This window comes from Kitasatospora sp. NPDC091276, assembly GCF_040684355.1.
GTDB lineage: Bacteria > Actinomycetota > Actinomycetes > Streptomycetales > Streptomycetaceae > Kitasatospora.
The window spans coordinates 13049-30089 of record NZ_JBFBFU010000045.1 but is presented as its reverse complement, the minus strand read 5'-3'; the positions used below and the strand labels follow the sequence as shown (position 1 = coordinate 30089).

Sequence of the window (17041 nt, the reverse complement as noted above, 5' to 3'; positions counted from 1 at the left end):
GGGGCCCGACAGCCCCGCCGTGCTCAGTGCAGACGCCTCGTCACTCCGCTTACGCCGCTCACTCCGCTCACTCCGCTCACTCCGCGACGGGCGCCTTGGCGGCGGTCGCCGCGGCGGCCGCCTCCTCCGCCTCGATCTTGGCGTGGGTCTTGGCGGCCCGGCGCTTCATGAACCAGGCCGAGGCGCCGCCGATCAGCACCGCCGCGGCCAGGCCCGCCCAGGAGAACCGGGACAGCCAGGGCTCGATGCTCTTGCCGACCTTGTAGACCAGCAGTGTCGTGCCGCCGGCCCAGACGATGCCGCCCAGCACGTTGGCGATCAGGAACTTCCAGTACGGCATCTTCAGCGCGCCGGCGAGCGGCCCGGCGAAGATGCGCAGCAGGGCGATGAAGCGGCCGAAGAAGACCGCCCACATCCCCCACTTCTGGAAGGAGCGCTCGGCGGTGGCCAGGTGGGACGGCCCGAAGTGCTTGGGGAACTTCCGTCCGAGCTTCTCGAACAGCGGCTTGCCGCCCTTGCGGCCGATCGAGTAGCCGATCGAGTCGCCGATGATCGCCCCGAGGATCGCGACCACCGCGATCCACTCCGGGCTCACCACACCCTTGACCGCCATCAGGGTGGCCGTGACCAGCGCGATCTCGCCGGGCAGTGGGATGCCCAGCGACTCCAGCCCGATGATCAGGCCGACCAGGGCGTACACCGCGGTCGGTGGGACGCTCTCGATCCAGGCGTCGATGTGCAAGGCCAGTACCTCCGTGGCAGGTCGGAGCCGGCGCGGCCCTCAGCGGTGCCGCACGCCGGTTCCGGCAGTTGTCCGATGGCGGCAACGCGGCCGCTTCCCCATAAGGGCAGCCTAACGTGCCGGGCGGCCTGTCCCCCCGGCCGATCACCCGTGGTTACGACGTGCGGTGGTGCCCCATGGTTCCCGCGTGACCAGCCGTTCTTCAAGATCCGGCAAAGCGAAGTGCGACCACGGACGGCCGCGCGTTCACCCGGCGCACGAGCGGCAGCAGGGCGCGGAGCAGGCCCCGCCCGCCCTCCGGGTACACCTCGCGCACGTCGGTCACCGCCGGGTGCGCGGTGGCCAGCTTGCCGCGCTCGTCCGCGTCCATGCCGAACGGCATCGGCGGGGCCTGGTAGTGCCGGGTCCGCATCTTGCCCTGGACGGTCCGGGCGCTGAACCAGCGCGGCACCGCGTCCAGCACCATCGACCCGCCGGGGAACCGCTCGGCGCAGGCCGCGACCAGTGCCCGCACCTCCTCCGGCCGCAGGTACATCAGCAGGCCCTCGGCGCAGATCATCACCCCGTGTGCCGGATCCACCTCGTCCATCCAGCCCGGGTCGGTGACCGGGCAGGCGAGGATCCGGCGCCGCTCGTCCGGCGGCAGCAGCCGCTCCCGCAGCGCGGCCGTCTCCGGCAGGTCCACCGACAGCCAGTCCGCCCGGCCGTTGTCGACCCGCCACGCCTGGGTCTCCAGGCCGTCCCCGAGACCGACCACGGTGCCGCGCGGGCAGCGGGTCAGGAAGTCCGCCACCTCACGGTCGAAGCAGGCCGCCCGCAGCGCCTGCAACTGGCTGACCAGCGCGCCCTCCCCGAAGCGCTCCGCGAACGGGAAGTCGATCCGATCGACCAGCTCGACCGCCTTCGGGTCCTCCAGCACCGTGTCCGGCCGACGCGCCTCCACCGCGCGGTGCCACAGCGTCCACAACGCCGTCTCCGGCACCTCCGCCAACTCCGGCCGCTCCCCGCCGCTCATCGCTCACTCCTTCGGATGTGCTCCGCGCTGGACCTGCTCCGCGCCGGACGTGTTCCGCGCTCGGCGTGCTCCACGCTCGACGTGCTCCACGCTCCGGCCCGAACCCGCCGATTCTGACACCCCGGACGCGGGGACGCTCGGGCCGCCGCGCCGCTCAGCCGATGCTGAACGCGCCGTCCGGCGGGGGCGGGGAGTCGGTGGCGTCGGCGTCCGTGACCGGGGCGGTGCGGCCGACCAGGGCGGCCAGGTCGGCGCCGTCGGTGAGGCGGGCCGGGAAGATGTCGCCGGCCAGCAGCCGGGTGAGCTCGGCGGCCGGGAGCGGCGCCGTCGAACCGGCGAGCAGGATGTTGCCGTACCGGCGGCCCCGCAGCACCGGGGCCTCGGCGACCAGGCAGGTGTACGGGAACACCGCGCCGACCGTCGCGGCCTGGGCCCGGGCGAAGGCCAGCGGCGGGCCGTCGGCCAGGTTGGCGGCGTAGCAGCCGCCGGGGCGCAGGGCGGCGGCGGCCAGCCGCAGGAACTCCACCGAGGTGAGGTGGGCGGGGGTGCGCGAGCCGTGGAAGACGTCCGCGATGACCAGGTCCCGGCTGCCGGGCGGGGTCTCGGCGAGGGCGGCGCGGGCGTCGCCGACGGTCGCGGTGATGTCCGCGCCGGGCCCCTGCCAGGGCAGGTGCTCGGCGACCAGGTCGAGCAGCGGCCCGTCCACCTCGACCACCCGCTGGCGCGAGCCGGGGCGGGTGGCGGCGAGGTAGCGGGGCAGGGTGAGCGCGCCGCCGCCGAGGTGCAGCGCGTCCAGCGGCTGCCCGGCGGGGGCGAGGGCGTCGGCGAGGTGGCCGAGCCGCTGGGTGTACTCGAACTCCAGGTGGGTCGGGTCGGCGAGGTCGACGTAGGACTGCGGGGTGCCGTCCAGGGTGAGCAGCCAGCCGCCGTCCCGGTCGAGGTCCGGCATGAGCTTGGCGAAGCCGAGGTCGGTGTGGCGCCCGACCGGCACCGGCTCGTCCGTCACGCGCTCTCCCCCACGGCCTGGGCGTCCACCGGCCGGACGTCCGCCAGTCGGACGTCGAGGTAGGCGGCGAGCCAGCGGTCCAGTTCGGCGAAGGCCTGGGTGCGGGCGGCCTCGCCCGAGAGCACCAGGTCGTGCATGCCGCCCTCGATCCGGACGATGGTGACGTGCCGGCCCAGTCGCGGGCCCTGGCCGGCGATGTCGTCGGCGCGCAGCACGGCGTCCGCGTGGTGCAGGGCGTTGTGCCACTTGGTGGTCGCGATCGACCTGGTCGACGCCATCAGCAGCACCGGCACGTCGATCCCGAGCCCGTGCCGCAGCTGCCGGTGGCCCTGGTGGATGGCGGCCAGCCAGCCCGCGTACAGCGGGAAGCCCTCGGCGGGCTTGAGGGCGAGGTCGAAGTCCCACTCACCCCGGTGGTCCTTGTGCAGGCTGTGCGTGTAGTGCGGGTTGAGCGTCGACGGCAGCACGCGGGTGGGCGCCAGCCGGCCGATCGCGGTGACGGCCGGGCCGCCGACGGTCCGCACGGCGGGCGCGGCCGGCATCGACAGGAACGGGCTGTTCAGGAACAGCCCCTCCACCAGGCCGCGCCCCGAGCGCCGCCCCGCCCACAGCGCGCCGATCAGCCCGCCGGTGGAGTGCCCGTTCAGCAGCAGCCTCCGGTGCCCGTCCACCTCGCGGATGATCCGCACCGCCTCGTCGATCTCCTCGTCGTACTCGGCGAGGTCGCGCACGAAGTTCGGCGACTGGTGCGGGCGCAGGGAGCGGCCGTACTTGCGCAGGTCCAGGGCGTAGAAGGAGAACCCGAGCGCGGCGAAGTGGTCGGCGAGGTTGGTCTGGAAGAAGTAGTCGTTGTACCCGTGGATGTACAGCACGGCCCGCTCCGCCCCCGGCACCAGACGGCGCACCAGCGTCGCGCAGACCTCCCCCTCGGCGTCCGGCCGCAGCGTCAGCTCGGCCGTCTCGTAGGGGGCACCCAGGATGTCTTCCCGAAACTCCATCTGCGCCGCACCCGTCCTCATGCTCGACCTGCCGTCCGTCGCAGGTGTTCTTGATCCAGGACCCCGACAATACCGGCCGGTAGCCCGGGGCTGCCTGTCGGGCGGCGCTCTGCGGGGCACCGGTGTGACCCGGCCGTCCGCGCCTCCTGATCGCTCCCCGTGCGCCTGCTGTGCGCCGGTGGTCATGTGGAACGCTACCCGGACAGATCCAACTCCGGTTATCACGCAGGCGAGTTGAGGAGAACACATGCCGCAGGCCGGCCACACCGATCCGTCGCTGTACCGTTCGGCCGCCGAGGCGATCGCCGCGCCACCGGAGACGCTGGCGTACGTCGCCGGGTTCGACCGGGCCGGGGAGCGGCCGGACGCGCTGCTCACCGTGGACACCGATCCGGCCTCGGCGAGCTACGGGAAGGTCCTCAACTTCGCCGAACTGCCGACGCTGGGCGACGAGTTGCACCACTTCGGCTGGAACGCCTGCTCCAGCGCACTGGCGCACGCCTGCCACGAGAACCCCGAGCGGCGCTACCTCCTCCTCCCGGGCCTGCGCTCCTCGCGGCTGCACGTGATGGACACCCGGCCCGACCCCGTCCGGCCGCGCCTCGTCAAGACCGTCGAGGCGGCGGAACTCGCCGCCAAGGCCGGCTACTCGCGCCCGCACACCCTGCACTGCGGGCCGGACGGGGTGTTCCTGTCCTGCCTGGGCAGCGGGGACGGGAACGACGGGCCCGGCGGGGTGGCGCTGCTGGACCACACCACCTTCGAGGTGCTGCGCGCCTGGGAGACGGAGCGCGGGCCGCAGCACTTCGCGTACGACGTCTGGTGGCACCTGGGGACGAACGTGGGGGTGACCAGCGAGTGGGGCACGCCCTGGATGGTGGAGGGCGGGGTCGTCCCGGAGCTGCTGCTGGGCCGCAAGTACGGGCACGCGCTGCACTTCTGGGAGCTGGACTCGGGGCGGCACCTGCAACGGGTCGACCTCGGCGACCAGTACCAGATGGTGCTGGAGCTGCGCCCGGCGCACGATCCGCAGGCGGAGTGGGGCTTCGCCGGGGTGGTGACCAACGTCGAGGACCTGTCCGCCTCGGTCTGGCTCTGGTACCGGGAGGGCCCGGCGTTCACCGCGCGCAAGGTGATCGAGATCCCCGCCGAGCCCGCCAAGACGGAGGACCTGCCGCCCGCGCTGCAACCGTTCGGCGCGGTGCCGCCGCTGATCACGGACATCAACCTGTCGGTGGACGACCGCTGGCTGTACGTGTCCGCGTGGGGCACCGGCGAGCTGTTCCAGTACGACGTGTCGGATCCGTTCCACCCCAGACTCGCCGACTCGGTGCGGCTGGGCGGGGTCGTCGCCCGCACCCCGCACCCGGCCGCGCCGGGACGCCCGCTGAGCGGCGCCCCGCAGATGGTCGAGATCAGCCGGGACGGGCGCCGTCTCTACCTCACCAACTCCCTCTACGGCGCCTGGGACGACCAGTTCTACCCGGACGGCATCGAGCCGTGGATCGTCAAGCTGGACGCCGACACCGAGGCGGGCGGGTTGAGCGTCGACGAGCGCTTCTTCCCGCACGGCGCCGACTTCCGGGGCCTACGGGTACACCAGACCCACCTCGCGGGCGGCGACGCCTCCTCGGACTCCTACTGCTACCGGTAGGACGTCCAGCGGCCCGTACGGCCTACCGGTAGGACGTACCACTACCGGTAGGCCGTACGGCTAGCGGGCGAGCGCCTGGTCGTAGCGGACCTGGGCCAGGGGCAGCCCGGCGGCGAGCAGTTCGGAGCGGACGGAGGCGACCATGCCGGCCGGGCCGCTGACGCAGGCGAGGTGCTCGCGCCAGTCCCCGGCGCCCGCGACGGCGTCGGCGAGCCGGCCTGCGGTGACCGGGGTGAGCGCCAGCCAGGGCTTGTGCAGGCCGAGTTCGGAGAGCGCGGACCAGTCGTAGAGGTCGCCGCGGTCCCGGGCGCCGACGAACAGGTGGACGCGGCGGCCGCGCGGGCGCCGGGCGGCCTGCTGCTCGACGATGGCCTTCATCGGGGCCAGGCCGGTGCCGCCGGCGACCAGCAGCAGGTCGCGGGTGTCGTCCTCGGGCAGCAGCCCGCCGCGCGGCGGGCCGAGGCGCAGCCGGTCGCCGACGGCGGTGCGTTCGACGAGGGCCGCGCTGACCCCGTCCGGCCCGGTGCGCCGGACGTGGAACTCCAACTCGTTGTCGGCGCGCGGCGCGCAGCCCATCGAGTACTGCCGCCAGGTGTGCGGGAGCGTCGGGTGCTCGACCGTGCCGTACTGTCCGGCCCGGTACGGGTAGGGCTCGCCGGTGCGCACGCGCAGGACGGCGAGGTCGGGGCGGCGGCGCTCGTGGCCGGTCACCACGGCGTGCCAGTACGGGGGTTCGGTGAGCGCGGAGTCGGCGCCGGCCGTCATCGCCGCGACGGCGAAGCGCAGCATCCGGACCCAGGCCGCTTCCATCTCCCCGGTCCACCGGGCGGCCGCCCGGTGCCGGATCGCCGCGCACAGGGCCTCCTCGAAGGCCTCGTAGTGGACCGGCCGGACGCCCAGTTTGCGGTGGTCGCGCCCGAGTTGGCGCAGGGTCGAGGCCAGTTCGGCCGGGTGGTGGAGGTGGTCCACCAGATGGCGGAGGATCCGCTCCAGGTGGGCCTGCTGGAACTCCATCGAGGCGGGGAAGAGCGGACGCAGGTAGGGGCGGCGGCGGAACATCACCGCGTAGAGGTGGTCGATCAGTTCGGAGAGCGGTTCGAGCAGGCCGAGGTCGCGCCGGATCAGCCGTTGGTCGGCGGCGCCGTCGTAGCCGCCTGGCCCGCCGGTGCCACCGGTGCCGCCGGCGCCGGCGCCGGCGCCGGCCGAATCGGGCCCGAACGGCGAGGCCGGGGTGAGGAGTTGGCGGCGTAGCCGCATCGCGTGGTGGCGGGCGATCAGCCGGTCGTACTCGGCGGTGGTGCCGCTGGTGGTGTTTCCGCTGGTGGTGGTGTCCATGACCCGTCCAGTCAATCGCCGCCCGGTTACCGGCGAGAAGGGCCGATGGCCCCGATCGGACCCGGGACCATCGACCCCTTGACGGGAAGACCCGACGGGAAGGCCCGACGGGAAGGCCGGGCAGGGAGGCCCCGCGTCGCTACCGGGCGGGATCGGCCGGGGTCGCCTCGGCGGGCTCGGGGCGGAACTCGGTGGCCGCCCAACTGGCCAGCAGGCGCAGGGATTCGGCGGAGCTGGAGCCGGGCTCGGCGTGGTAGGTGACGAGCACCTGGTCGACGTCCCCGGCCGGGCGCAGCGTCTCGTACTGGAGGTTGAGCCGGCCGACCACCGGGTGGTGCAGCCGCTTGGTGCCGTGGCCCTTGTCCTGGATGCTGTGGGTGGCCCAGAGGCGGCGGAAGTCGGCGCTCTTGAGGGAGAGTTCACCGATCAGCGAGGCGAGCCTGGGGTCGTCCGGATCCCGTCCGGCGTCCAGCCGCAGCATGCCGACGACGTCGGTCGCCTTGCCGTCCCAGTCCTCGTAGAGCTCGCGGGAGGCCGGTTCGAGGAAGAGCTGCCAGGCCATGTTGCGCTGCTCGGGCTGCATCGCGGCGAAGTCGCCGAGCAGGGCGGTGCCGAGCCGGTTCCAGCCGATGATGTCCAGGCGCCTGCCGAGGACGTACGCGGGCACGCAGTCCATCGCGTCCAGGAGCTGCTGGAGCGCGGGCCGGACCCGCTGCGGGCGGGCGGCGGCCCGGCCGGGGCGACGGCGGACGGGCCCGGTGAGCCGGCCGAGGTGCTCGCGCTCAGCGGGGCTGAGCCGCAGCACGCGGGCGATGGCGTCCAGGACGGCGGCGGAGACGCTCTCGCCGTGGCCCTGTTCGAGCCGGGTGTAGTAGGCGGTGCTGACTCCGGCGAGCAGGGCCAGCTCCTCGCGGCGCAGGCCGGGCACCCGCCGCCGGGTGGTGCTGTCCGGCAGGCCCACGTCCTCGGGCCGCAGCCGGGCGCGGCGGGATCGGAGGAACTCGCTGAGTTCGGTGCGCTGGTCCATGTCTGCAGTATGCGGGGAATCCGGGCGGCGGGGGCGGGGGGAAGGGTGATACCGCCGTGCGTACGTTCCGTGGTCGTACGTCCGGGGTCCCTAGGCGTGGCGTACGTACGAAAGGCTCTGGTCTGGCTGGTCGCGCCGCACCGGCGCAGGCTGGAAACATGACGAACTCGACGAACGCAACGACGACGAGCACCACCGAGGGCACCACCCGCACGGTCGCCGCCTACGCCGCGGCGCGGCCCGACTCCCCGCTGGAGAAGACCACCGTCACCCGCAGGGCGGTGGGCGAGCACGACATCGTGATCGACATCAAGTTCTGCGGCATCTGCCACTCCGACATCCACCAGGTCGGCGAGGACTGGGGCACCGGCATCTTCCCGATGGTCCCGGGCCACGAGATCGCGGGCGTGGTCACCGAGGTCGGCCCGGGCGTCACCCGCTGGCAGGCCGGCGACCGGGTCGGAGTCGGCTGCATCGTCGACTCCTGCCGGGAGTGCGACAACTGCCGGGCCGGCCTCCAGCAGTACTGCACCGGCCAGGGCGGCACCGTCTTCACCTACAACAGCGTCGGCCACGACGGCCTGCCGACCTACGGCGGCTACTCCTCGAAGCTGGTCGTCGACGAGGCGTACGCGCTGCGCATCCCCGACAACCTGCCGCTGGACGCCGCCGCGCCGCTGCTGTGCGCCGGCATCACGCTGTACTCGCCGCTCGCGCACTGGGGCGCCGGGCCGGGCAGGAAGGTCGCGATCGTGGGCCTCGGCGGGCTCGGCCACATGGGCGTGAAGCTCGCCCACGCCATGGGCGCGGAGGTCACCGTGCTCAGCCAGTCGCTGCGCAAGCGCGAGGACGGGCTGAAGCTCGGCGCCGACCACTACCGGGCCACCTCCGACCCGGCCACCTTCACCGAGCTCGCGGGCACCTTCGACCTGATCGTCAACACGGTCTCCGCCGACCTCGACCTGAGCGCCTACCTCGGCCTGCTGCGCACCGACGGCACCATGGTGCAGGTCGGCGCGCCGGAGAAGCCGGTCACGGTGAACGCGCACGCGCTGCTCTCCGGCCGCCGTTCGCTGGCCGGTTCGATGATCGGCGGGCTGCCGGCCACCCAGGAGATGCTGGACTTCTGCGGCGAGCACGGCATCACCGCGGAGATCGAGCTGATCCGCGCCGAGCAGGTCAACGAGGCCTACCAGCGGGTGCTGGCCGGCGACGTCCGGTTCCGCTTCGTGATCGACGCCGCGACGATCTGACCGTCACGGCCCGACCCCGCACTCCCCCGTGCCCCGACGCCCCGCCCCCTGGTGCTCTCCCATCACCAGGGGGCGGGCGCCGTCGGGGCGCCTCGGGCTAGACCCCGGCCGTGCCCGCTCGGGACGACCGGCGTTCCTGGCGCCGGTCCTCCCGCCGCTGCCGCCCCCGGCGCAGCGGCTGATCGGGCAGCCAGCCGAAGGTGAGGCAGGCGCCCACCAGTCCGAGCAGCATCCCGATCACGAAGCCGCCCAGGTTGGAGGTGAGCCAGCTCGCCAGCGCGGCGAGCACGGCGAGGACGGAGTAGAACAGCCGCTGGGCCGGGTTGAACAGGATCAGCAGGCCGCACAGCACCATCACCGCCGGCACCAGGTAGCCCGCCAGCCCCTGCATCCCGATGTGCAGGACGACGGGCAGCGGGGCACGCAGGGTGAACAGGATCTCGGCGCCGCCGAACAGCACCAGCAGCCCGCCCCAGAACGGCCGCTGGCCCCGCCAGTCGCGTTTGACCGGTCGGGTGGTGGCGGGGGCGGGGGCGGGAGCCGTCCCCACGGCCCCCTCCGCGACGCCCTCGCCGGAACCGGCCGGCTCCGGTACGGACTCCGTCATGGTCAGCAGCCCTGGGAGCTGAAGCTCAGCCGCAGGTTGGGCAGTTTGAAACCGACGGCGGTGCTCGCGTAGTTGTGCTGCTTGAGGTGCGTCAGCACGACGGTGTCGGCCTGCTGCCCGAAGACGCCCGGGTTGCCCTTGCCCGCGTTGCCGGCCTTGGTGTAGGTGCTGGCGTCGCCGCCGATCTCGATGTTGGTGAACTCCGCGTCACCGGACAGCATGTCGGAGTCGGTGGTGAGGTCGGTGGCGGAGACGGGGGTGCCGGCGTCGCCGGCGTGGATCACCAGGTTGACGCCACCGAGGTCCACGCTCTGGCACAGGTTGGTGATCTCGGCCTTCTTGATCGCCGAGACCGCGACCAGCACCTGACCGCCGGTGGAGCCCTGGTTGGGGCTGTCGGGGATCATCGAGTCCAGGCTGCCGAACTGGGCGAAGCCCTTGCCGTCGAGCTTGTCCGCGGTGATCGTGAACGGCATGCCGCTGATGGAGAACTGGGCGGCGAGTACGCCCTGGGCGGTGAGGGCCATCAGGACGGCGCCCGCCGCGACGGCCGGAACGGCCATCCAGGCGCTGCGCTTGAGCCGTACCCGCCCTCTCCTGGTGCCGGTCGGCGTCTCCGGGGTCTCGGCCGCGGCGGCGGCGTCCTCGGACATGGCCATGTGTGCTCCCTGTTGGGTGGGTGGGATGTGCAGGCACTGGCACGGTGCCCTGGCGCGGACAGCGTTCCACGGCCCGACCGGGCCGCCCGCCCCTCGGCAGCGGGGCGGGCACGGTCAGGCCGCGCTTTGAGTAACTGGGAAGCTACTGCCCGGTAGTGGCCGGGTCAATACGGGTGCACGAAGGATCTTCACCGATCGGCAACCCGAGCCGGACGGCCGCCTCCGCCGGGCCGAGGAAGGGCGCGAGACAGAACATGCTCAACACCGGCAGGAGTTCCGGAAGTTGAACCGTCCGACCGGAGTCGATCCGCCGGTAGAGCGCGCTGTAGACCCCGCCCACCACGGCATCCACCAGCTCCACAACCCGCACACCGCCCAGTGGTTGGGGCACCTCGGCGAAGAACGCCCGGAACCGGGTGAGGAGTTGGTCCCGCTCACGGCGGCCGGCCGGTCCGACCGCCTCGATCTCGATCACCGCCATGGTCGCGAAGGCCGGTGTCCCCGCCAGCAGATGGAGCATCGCGCCGAGCGCCTGCCGGATCCCGGCGCACCAGTCGGACTCCGCCGCGAAGGCCGCCGCCATCCGCCGGAGCACCACCCCGGTGCCGTGCCGGTGCGCGGCCAGGAAGGCGTCCTCCTTGCCGCTGAACAGCTCGTAGAAGACCGGCCTGGTCACCCCGGCCGCGCGGCAGATGTCGCTGACCGTGGCGTGCTGGTAGCCGCGCGCGGCCACCGTCTGGACCAGTCCGTCGAGCAGCCGCTCGCGCTGGGTCGCGGCCACCACGCCCGGGGGCAGCCGGCTCGGGCCGCGCTTGATGGACCGGGCTGGGTCACGACCGGCCCGCGCGCCCGGCAGCAGGATCACGTCGGCACTTCGGAGGTGTTTCCGTTCCATCACCAACTCCTGTTACCTGTATTGACATTGACGTAACATCGGGTTTACAACACTGACAGGTTTCCAACCGGTGGGCGACCCTGTCACCACCGGACGACCTCCAGGGGCTCCGGCGGCCCCGGGCGAGCAGCCCGGGCCACGGGACCACGAGCGGACGCAGGCCCGCGGCGGTGGCAGCCGCCGACGTGCACTCCTGCACTCGCAGCGCACGTCCGCACCTTCACACCGCTGTGCCGTACGAGCGGGCCCGTGGCGCCGGGCCCGCCGCACCACGGCCCCGCGAAGCCCCCGGCACGCCATGCCCACGCACCTCCCCCGCCGTGCACGCCACCACACCCGCACCGCGGGCCACCCCCACCCGTCTCCGCACGGAGAGAGGTCACCCTCATGCGCTTTCGCCGCACGCTCGGTACCGCGGCCCTCGCCGCCCTCGCCTTCACCTGCGCCGCCGTCGCACCCGCCCAGGCCGACGGCTCCGCGGTGCTGACCACCGGCAGCAGCAGCGGCCCGGACGTCGCCGTCGGCGACGTCCTCACCGCCAGTCTGGTCTCGGGCACCACCGCCACCTTCTACAGCAGCGCCAGCGGAACGAGCGGCATCAGCTGTGCCAACTCGGCCTTCTCCGCCACCGTGACGGCCAACCCGGCCGCCCCCGGCAGCGCGGTCGAGCAGCTCAACACCCAGACCTTCGGCTCCTGCTCCTCCAACGTCCTCGGCGTCACCGGCGTCAAGAGCATCACCGTCAACAACCTGCCGTTCACCAACACCGTCGGCGACGGCCCCGGCAACCCGGTCGCCCTCACCCCCGGCGCGGCCGGCGCGATGAAGACCACGGTCGTGCTCAGCACCATCCTCGGCAGCGTCAACTGCGTCTACCAGACCACCACCGGCATCTCCGGCACCACCTCGAACACCGGCAACACCATCGGCTTCACCTCCCAGCCGTTCAACCTGGTCTCCGGCTCGGGCCTGTGCTTCTCGACCGGCTACTTCAGCGCCACCTACGGCCCGGTCACCGACACCTCGGTGGCGGGCAGCCCGCTCATCTTCGTCAACTGACGACCCGAGGGGCCTTCGCCGACTGACGTTCGGTCAGACGTCGTCAACTGACGGCCGACCGGCGGGAACAGACGAGCGGCGTACGGCGACCGCGGTCGCCGTACGCCGCTCCGGCGCGCCCGCACGCCCGCACGCCCGCCAGGTGATCCAGAAGCACGCCCCGCCGCCGGCCCGGCTCAGCCTTCGCCACCCGCCGAACCCCCGAGACGGCGAAGTGACCGGCCGGTAGGGTGCTGCCGCACGGACACGGCCGACAGGAACGGGGCGGGCAGATGAGCGGCAGCAGCGACGGCACGGGGTTCTTCGCATCGGTGGCGGACACCGCCGACCAGCTGGCCGCCACCGGCTACCTGGCCTCCACCGCCGTGGCCACCACCGTCTTCCTCGCCGACCGGCTCGGCAAGCCGCTGCTGGTCGAGGGCCCGGCCGGGGTCGGCAAGACCGAACTCGCCAAGGCGGTGGCCGCGATCGGCCGGGCCCGGCTGGTCCGGCTCCAGTGCTACGAGGGCATCGACGAGGCCCGCGCGCTCTACGAGTGGAACCACGCCAAGCAGTTGCTGCGGATCACCGCCGGCCGCGACGAGGGCTGGGACCAGGCCCGCACCGACATCTTCGGCGAGGAGTTCCTGCTCACCCGCCCGCTGCTCACCGCCATCCGCGGCGACGAGCCCACCGTGCTGCTGATCGACGAGATGGACAAGGCCGACGTCGAGGTGGAGGCGCTGCTGCTGGAGGTGCTCAGCGACTTCCAGGTCACCGTGCCCGAACTCGGCACCATCGCCGCGAGCCGCCGCCCCTTCGTGCTGCTCACCTCCAACGCCACCCGTGAACTGTCCGAGGCACTGCGTCGACGCTGTCTCTTCCTCCACCTCGACTACCCGGACGCCGAGTTGGAGCGGAAGATCGTCCGGCTCAAGGTGCCCGGCCTGGACGACACGCTGGCCGCCTCGCTGGTCCGGGTGGTCGGCGCGCTGCGCGCGATGGACCTGCGCAAGGCGCCGTCCGTCGCCGAGACCATCGACTGGGCCCACACCCTGCTGGCGCTCGGCGCGGACACCCTCGACGAGGCGGTCGTCCAGGACACCCTCGGGGTGATCCTCAAGCACCAGGACGACATCCGGAAGGCCGCGCAGAAGCTCACCCCCGCATGACCACCGCCCCGCCCCCGGCCGATTCCGCCGCCCGGCTCACCGGCCTGGTCCGCGCGCTGCGCGGGCACGGCCTGCGGATCGGCCCCGCCGAGACGGTCGACGCGGCCGCCGTCCTCGACGTCCTCGGATTCGCCGACCGCGAGCAGATGCGGGCCGGCCTGGCCGCCGCGCTGCTGCGCTCGGACACCCAACGGGCCGTCTTCGACGCCACGTTCGACCTGTTCTTCCCGCTCGGCGTCGGCACCCCCGAGGCCGTCCGCGCCGACCCGCCCGCACTCCCGGACGACCCCCGGCCACCGCGCCCCGGCCACCCCGACCCGCTGCGCGACGACCTGCGCGAGCGCCTCGCCGCCGCCCTGACCGCCGACGACCGGGCCGCCCAGGCCCGGCTGGCCGGCGAGGTGGTGGAGGCCTTCGGCCGGTACGGCGCCGGTGCCACGCCGGCCTCGGACGGCTGGTCGGCCCACCAGGCGCTCGGCCGACTCGCCCCCGAGACCCTGCTCGCCCGGATCCTCGCCGCCCTGCGCGAGCGGGCCACCGCCCCGGACCTGTCCGACCGCGTCCTCGCCGACGAGATCCGCCGCCGCATCCAGGACTTCCGCGCCTTGGTCGCCACCGAGGCCCGCCGCCGGGTCGCCGAACTGCGCGGCGCCGAGCGGATCGCCGAACGCGCCGTCGCACCCACCGCCGACCGGATCGACTTCCTCGCCGCTGGCCGCGACCAGCTCGCCGAACTGCGCCGCACCGTCCACCCGTTGGCCCGCAAGCTGGCCACCAGGCTGGCCGCCCGGCGCCGCCGCGCCGCACGCGGACGGATCGACCTGCGCCGCACCCTGCGTCGCTCGCTGTCCACCGGCGGGGTGCCGCTGCGCCCTGCCCACCGGCTGCGCCGCCCGGCCCGGCCGGAACTGGTGCTGCTGTGCGACGTCTCCGGCTCGGTGGCCGGATTCGCCGACTTCACCATGCTGCTGGTGCGGGCGATGAGCGAACAGTTCAGCAAGGTACGGGTGTTCGCCTTCGTGAACCGCACCGCCGAGGTCACCGCCCTGCTGGCGCGCGGCGACGCCGACCCGGCCCGGCTCGCCGCCCGGATCCTCACCGAGGCCAAGGTGATGGGCCACCACGGCAACAGCGACTACGGCTCCGCCCTGGGCGAGTTCGCCGAACGGCACCTGGACGCGGTCGGCCCGCGCACCAGCGTGCTGATCCTCGGCGACGCCCGCAACAACCACCGCGACCCGAACCTGGACGCACTGCGCCGGATCGCCGACCGGGCCCGGCGGGTCCACTGGCTCAACCCCGAGCAGCCCGCCCTCTGGCGGACCGGCGACTCCGCCGCAGCCGCCTACGCGGGCGTCGTGGAGATGCACTCCTGCCGCAACGCCCGCCGCCTCGGCGAACTGATCGCCCGCCTGCTGCCGGTGTAGGGAGTGTCCGAGTCCGCCACCGTGGCGGCCTAAGCCTGGGCCTGGGCTTGGGCCTGCGCCCGAGCTTCCTCGGCCGCCACCTGGGCGGCCCTGGCGGCCAGCGGGTTGATGTCGGCCCGGCGCGCCCACTGCATGGCCGTCAGCCGCTGGACCACCACGATCGCGGCGACGGCCGCGACCAGGCGCAGCGCCGAGCCGGCGGTCTCCACCCGGATGGTCTCGCGCAGGTCCTCCAGGCTGTCGAGCACCGTCAGGTTCACGTACTTCATCATCGAGTTGGCGATCCGGTTGACGACCAGCGCGCCGATCCAGGTGGACCACCACAGGACCAGGACCTTCTCCGACACCGTGCGGCGCCGTCCCTCCGCGTCCAGCGGAGCGCTCGCCCGCCAGCAGTCCACCATCAGCTGCCAGGGGAACCAGAGCAGGACGAACGGGGTGACCCAGGCCCCGATGGTCCAGCCGCGTCCGCGCCGGTGCCCGTGCGGCAGCAGCAGGTCGGCGTTCTGGCGGATGCGGTAGAACCAGATGATGAACACCACGGCGGTGGCCAGCGCCAACGGAAGGAAGACCCCGTTCAGCCCTTTCACCAGGGAGTCCACGGCATCGAAGTCGTCGAGGTCAGCCGACCCGTCCGCCAACTGGCCCAGCAGGACATCGGACCAGAGGCCGGCCACGACCGCCCCCGCCGCCAGCATCGCGTTCACCCCCAGCAGGACGTAGACCGCGATGGCAAGGCTGTTCGCCGGTCGGAGCGCCGCCGCCCAACCCGGCGCCGCCTCCGCGCAGCCGAAGCAGCGTCGGCTCTCGGTCCCCGCGGGACGCGCCCCACACGCCACACACACCATCAGATCGTCAACTCCTGGAATCGCCGCGTGCTCGGACTCGCACGCCGGTGCCGCCAGCGCCCCGACCGGGGCGGGCGCGCCGACTCTAGGGGATCATCGACGTCCGCTGCCAGCGAGATTTCGCAGCTCAGCGGCGGTATCGCCGGATAAACGACAGATCGCGCGGTAATCGAACGCCGGGGAACCGACCCCGGGTCACCACCCCGACCCGGCGCACCCGTCCCGCTCGATCCGGGTGTGCGGTCGACGGACCCCGGGCGCAGGACTGGTGAAGGGGTGCGAGCGTCCCGGGGAGGTCGAACGCGGCGTCAGGCCGAGGGCACGGGCAGCAGCCGGTAGGCGTCCCCCTCCGTGCGCACGCGACCGGCGGTGGGCGGCGCGAAGTGGGTGCCGAGCAGCAGGGTGTCCGTGTCGGCGAGGGAGCCGAGGAGCTTGCGGCGCGAGGCCTCGGACTGCCACGGGTCGATGTCGACGCAGGCGCCGATGGCGGGGTGGGCGAGCTGGACCGGGTGGTGGACGCAGTCACCGGTGATCAGCGCCGTCTCGCCCCGATTGGTCAGTTCGACGGCGACGTGGCCGGGGGTGTGACCGGGGGTGGGGATCAGGCGCAGGCCCGGGGTGATCTCGACGCCCTCGGCCGGGACGTCGACGAGGTCCAGCAAACCGGCCCGCTCGACCGGGATCACGGAGTCGAGGAACATCTGCCTGCGCGCCTCCTCCAGGTCGTACCCGGCCCAGAACTCCCGCTCGGCGCGGGAGGTGAGGTAGCGGGCGCGGGGGAAGGTGGGGACCCACTCGCCGTTCACCTCCCGGGTGTTCCAGCCGACGTGGTCGGCGTGCAGGTGGGTGAGGACCACCAGGTCGACGGAGTCCGGGGGGAAGCCGGCGGTGGCGAGGCGCTCCAGGTAGTCGGTCCGCAGGTGGTGCCAGGCCGGGTTGGCCCGCTCCTTGCCGTTGCCTATGCCGGTGTCGACGAGGACGCGCAGCCCGCCCACGGCGAACGCGAAGCTGTGGCTGTCGAGGTGCAGGACGCCCTCGTGGTCGGCGAAGTGGGGGTGCAGCCAGTCGTGGCCGGTCACCACCTCGGGGGTGGCCTCGGGCAGCAGCCACGGCCCGGTCGCGGGCGGCAGGAGGGTCTCGTCGATGCGATGGACGGTGACGCCTCCCACCGTCCAGGCGGGGATGGGGGCGGGGGCTTCGGACGTGGCGCCGGACATGGAACTCCTCCCGTAAACGCAATCTGTTTGCGTTAAGCCATCGTAGGACCTACAGTCTGGCTAACGCAAACGGTTAGCTTTTGGTGCGGGTGCCATCTCGCTCCAGCCCCGATCAGGAGAGAACGCCCATGTCCTCCGCCGAACCGCC

General features: G+C 73.2%; 16 protein-coding genes. 5 read left to right on the top strand and 11 right to left on the bottom strand.

Annotated elements, in window-relative coordinates; all coding sequences use genetic code 11:
- Nucleotides 1-76: 76 nt before the first annotated feature.
- From AB0O19_RS35300 to AB0O19_RS35285, 4 genes are all read right to left on the bottom strand, one after another.
- Complete coding sequence (locus tag AB0O19_RS35300) at nucleotides 77-742, bottom strand: DedA family protein (RefSeq protein WP_363584801.1); 666 nt, start codon at nucleotides 740-742, stop codon at nucleotides 77-79.
- A gap of 202 nt (nucleotides 743-944) precedes the next feature.
- Nucleotides 945-1757, bottom strand: a complete 813-nt coding sequence (locus tag AB0O19_RS35295; protein ID WP_363625474.1) for a class I SAM-dependent methyltransferase — start codon at nucleotides 1755-1757, stop codon at nucleotides 945-947.
- A 154-nt stretch (nucleotides 1758-1911) separates the two neighbouring features.
- Nucleotides 1912-2706, bottom strand: a complete 795-nt coding sequence (locus tag AB0O19_RS35290) for a fused MFS/spermidine synthase (RefSeq protein WP_363625528.1) — start codon at nucleotides 2704-2706, stop codon at nucleotides 1912-1914.
- Nucleotides 2707-2759: 53 nt separating this feature from the next.
- Complete coding sequence (locus AB0O19_RS35285) at nucleotides 2760-3761, bottom strand: alpha/beta hydrolase (RefSeq protein ID WP_363625472.1); 1002 nt, start codon at nucleotides 3759-3761, stop codon at nucleotides 2760-2762.
- Between the two features lie 247 nt (nucleotides 3762-4008).
- On the opposite strand from AB0O19_RS35285, the gene AB0O19_RS35280 reads away from it, so the two are divergent.
- Nucleotides 4009-5415: a selenium-binding protein SBP56-related protein gene (locus AB0O19_RS35280; protein WP_363584795.1), complete on the top strand. Its 1407-nt coding sequence runs from the start codon at nucleotides 4009-4011 to the stop codon at nucleotides 5413-5415.
- A gap of 60 nt (nucleotides 5416-5475) precedes the next feature.
- Here the strand turns inward: AB0O19_RS35280 and AB0O19_RS35275 are convergent, their stop codons facing one another.
- Together AB0O19_RS35275 and AB0O19_RS35270 are read right to left on the bottom strand one after the other, a co-directional pair.
- Nucleotides 5476-6750 (bottom strand): globin domain-containing protein, encoded by a 1275-nt coding sequence (locus AB0O19_RS35275; RefSeq protein WP_363625470.1) that lies wholly within the window; start codon nucleotides 6748-6750, stop codon nucleotides 5476-5478.
- 139 nt (nucleotides 6751-6889) lie between these two features.
- Nucleotides 6890-7777, bottom strand: a complete 888-nt coding sequence (locus AB0O19_RS35270) for a helix-turn-helix transcriptional regulator (RefSeq protein ID WP_363625468.1) — start codon at nucleotides 7775-7777, stop codon at nucleotides 6890-6892.
- 158 nt (nucleotides 7778-7935) lie between these two features.
- Between AB0O19_RS35270 and AB0O19_RS35265 the strand changes: the two genes are divergently transcribed.
- The gene (locus AB0O19_RS35265; protein WP_363584789.1) at nucleotides 7936-9030 is read left to right on the top strand and encodes an NAD(P)-dependent alcohol dehydrogenase; all 1095 of its coding nucleotides are present in this window, start codon (nucleotides 7936-7938) and stop codon (nucleotides 9028-9030) included.
- 97 nt (nucleotides 9031-9127) lie between these two features.
- Here AB0O19_RS35265 and AB0O19_RS35260 read toward each other — a convergent pair whose 3' ends face one another.
- The 3 genes from AB0O19_RS35260 to AB0O19_RS35250 all read right to left on the bottom strand — a co-directional run bounded on the left by AB0O19_RS35260 (nucleotide 9128) and on the right by AB0O19_RS35250 (nucleotide 11191).
- Nucleotides 9128-9637 carry a DUF6114 domain-containing protein gene (locus AB0O19_RS35260; RefSeq protein ID WP_363625466.1) on the bottom strand — a complete coding sequence of 170 codons (510 nt, stop codon included), beginning with the start codon at nucleotides 9635-9637 and terminating at the stop codon, nucleotides 9128-9130.
- 2 nt (nucleotides 9638-9639) lie between these two features.
- Nucleotides 9640-10296, bottom strand: a complete 657-nt coding sequence (locus AB0O19_RS35255; protein WP_363584787.1) for a DUF6230 family protein — start codon at nucleotides 10294-10296, stop codon at nucleotides 9640-9642.
- Nucleotides 10297-10438: 142 nt separating this feature from the next.
- The gene (locus AB0O19_RS35250; protein ID WP_363625464.1) at nucleotides 10439-11191 is read right to left on the bottom strand and encodes a TetR/AcrR family transcriptional regulator; all 753 of its coding nucleotides are present in this window, start codon (nucleotides 11189-11191) and stop codon (nucleotides 10439-10441) included.
- A gap of 387 nt (nucleotides 11192-11578) precedes the next feature.
- Here AB0O19_RS35250 and AB0O19_RS35245 point away from each other — a divergent pair, with 387 nt between their 5' ends.
- The 3 genes from AB0O19_RS35245 (at nucleotide 11579) to AB0O19_RS35235 (ending at nucleotide 14828) form a co-directional block, all read left to right on the top strand.
- The gene (locus AB0O19_RS35245; protein ID WP_363584783.1) at nucleotides 11579-12250 is read left to right on the top strand and encodes a Tat pathway signal sequence domain protein; all 672 of its coding nucleotides are present in this window, start codon (nucleotides 11579-11581) and stop codon (nucleotides 12248-12250) included.
- A gap of 272 nt (nucleotides 12251-12522) precedes the next feature.
- Nucleotides 12523-13401: a MoxR family ATPase gene (locus tag AB0O19_RS35240; protein ID WP_363625462.1), complete on the top strand. Its 879-nt coding sequence runs from the start codon at nucleotides 12523-12525 to the stop codon at nucleotides 13399-13401.
- Nucleotides 13398-14828, top strand: a complete 1431-nt coding sequence (locus AB0O19_RS35235; RefSeq protein ID WP_363625460.1) for a VWA domain-containing protein — start codon at nucleotides 13398-13400, stop codon at nucleotides 14826-14828. Before AB0O19_RS35240 ends, AB0O19_RS35235 begins: the two co-directional genes overlap by 4 nt.
- A 29-nt stretch (nucleotides 14829-14857) precedes the next feature.
- On the opposite strand, the gene AB0O19_RS35230 is transcribed toward AB0O19_RS35235, so the two are convergent.
- Both AB0O19_RS35230 and AB0O19_RS35225 read right to left on the bottom strand, forming a co-directional pair.
- Nucleotides 14858-15526 (bottom strand): DUF4328 domain-containing protein, encoded by a 669-nt coding sequence (locus AB0O19_RS35230; RefSeq protein ID WP_363625527.1) that lies wholly within the window; start codon nucleotides 15524-15526, stop codon nucleotides 14858-14860.
- A 458-nt stretch (nucleotides 15527-15984) separates the two neighbouring features.
- Nucleotides 15985-16893, bottom strand: coding sequence for an MBL fold metallo-hydrolase (locus tag AB0O19_RS35225; RefSeq protein ID WP_363625458.1), 909 nt, complete (start codon nucleotides 16891-16893; stop codon nucleotides 15985-15987).
- Between the last annotated feature and the right edge of the window lie 148 nt (nucleotides 16894-17041).

Excerpts from the sequence above, each read along its gene's own strand:
- AB0O19_RS35260 (WP_363625466.1), bottom strand. The coding sequence starts at position 9,637 with ATGACGGAGTCCGTACCGGAGCCGGCCGGTTCCGGCGAGGGCGTCGCG.
- AB0O19_RS35275 (WP_363625470.1), bottom strand. The coding sequence starts at position 6,750 with ATGGACACCACCACCAGCGGAAACACCACCAGCGGCACCACCGCCGAG.
- AB0O19_RS35295 (WP_363625474.1), bottom strand. The coding sequence starts at position 1,757 with ATGAGCGGCGGGGAGCGGCCGGAGTTGGCGGAGGTGCCGGAGACGGCG.
- AB0O19_RS35280 (WP_363584795.1), top strand. The coding sequence starts at position 4,009 with ATGCCGCAGGCCGGCCACACCGATCCGTCGCTGTACCGTTCGGCCGCC.
- AB0O19_RS35290 (WP_363625528.1), bottom strand. The coding sequence starts at position 2,706 with ATGCCGGACCTCGACCGGGACGGCGGCTGGCTGCTCACCCTGGACGGC.
- AB0O19_RS35250 (WP_363625464.1), bottom strand. The coding sequence starts at position 11,191 with ATGGAACGGAAACACCTCCGAAGTGCCGACGTGATCCTGCTGCCGGGC.
- AB0O19_RS35270 (WP_363625468.1), bottom strand. The coding sequence starts at position 7,777 with ATGGACCAGCGCACCGAACTCAGCGAGTTCCTCCGATCCCGCCGCGCC.
- AB0O19_RS35245 (WP_363584783.1), top strand. The coding sequence starts at position 11,579 with ATGCGCTTTCGCCGCACGCTCGGTACCGCGGCCCTCGCCGCCCTCGCC.
- AB0O19_RS35225 (WP_363625458.1), bottom strand. The coding sequence starts at position 16,893 with ATGTCCGGCGCCACGTCCGAAGCCCCCGCCCCCATCCCCGCCTGGACG.
- AB0O19_RS35230 (WP_363625527.1), bottom strand. The coding sequence starts at position 15,526 with ATGCTGGCGGCGGGGGCGGTCGTGGCCGGCCTCTGGTCCGATGTCCTG.
- AB0O19_RS35285 (WP_363625472.1), bottom strand. The coding sequence starts at position 3,761 with ATGGAGTTTCGGGAAGACATCCTGGGTGCCCCCTACGAGACGGCCGAG.
- AB0O19_RS35255 (WP_363584787.1), bottom strand. The coding sequence starts at position 10,296 with ATGGCCATGTCCGAGGACGCCGCCGCCGCGGCCGAGACCCCGGAGACG.
- AB0O19_RS35235 (WP_363625460.1), top strand. The coding sequence starts at position 13,398 with ATGACCACCGCCCCGCCCCCGGCCGATTCCGCCGCCCGGCTCACCGGC.
- AB0O19_RS35265 (WP_363584789.1), top strand. The coding sequence starts at position 7,936 with ATGACGAACTCGACGAACGCAACGACGACGAGCACCACCGAGGGCACC.
- AB0O19_RS35240 (WP_363625462.1), top strand. The coding sequence starts at position 12,523 with ATGAGCGGCAGCAGCGACGGCACGGGGTTCTTCGCATCGGTGGCGGAC.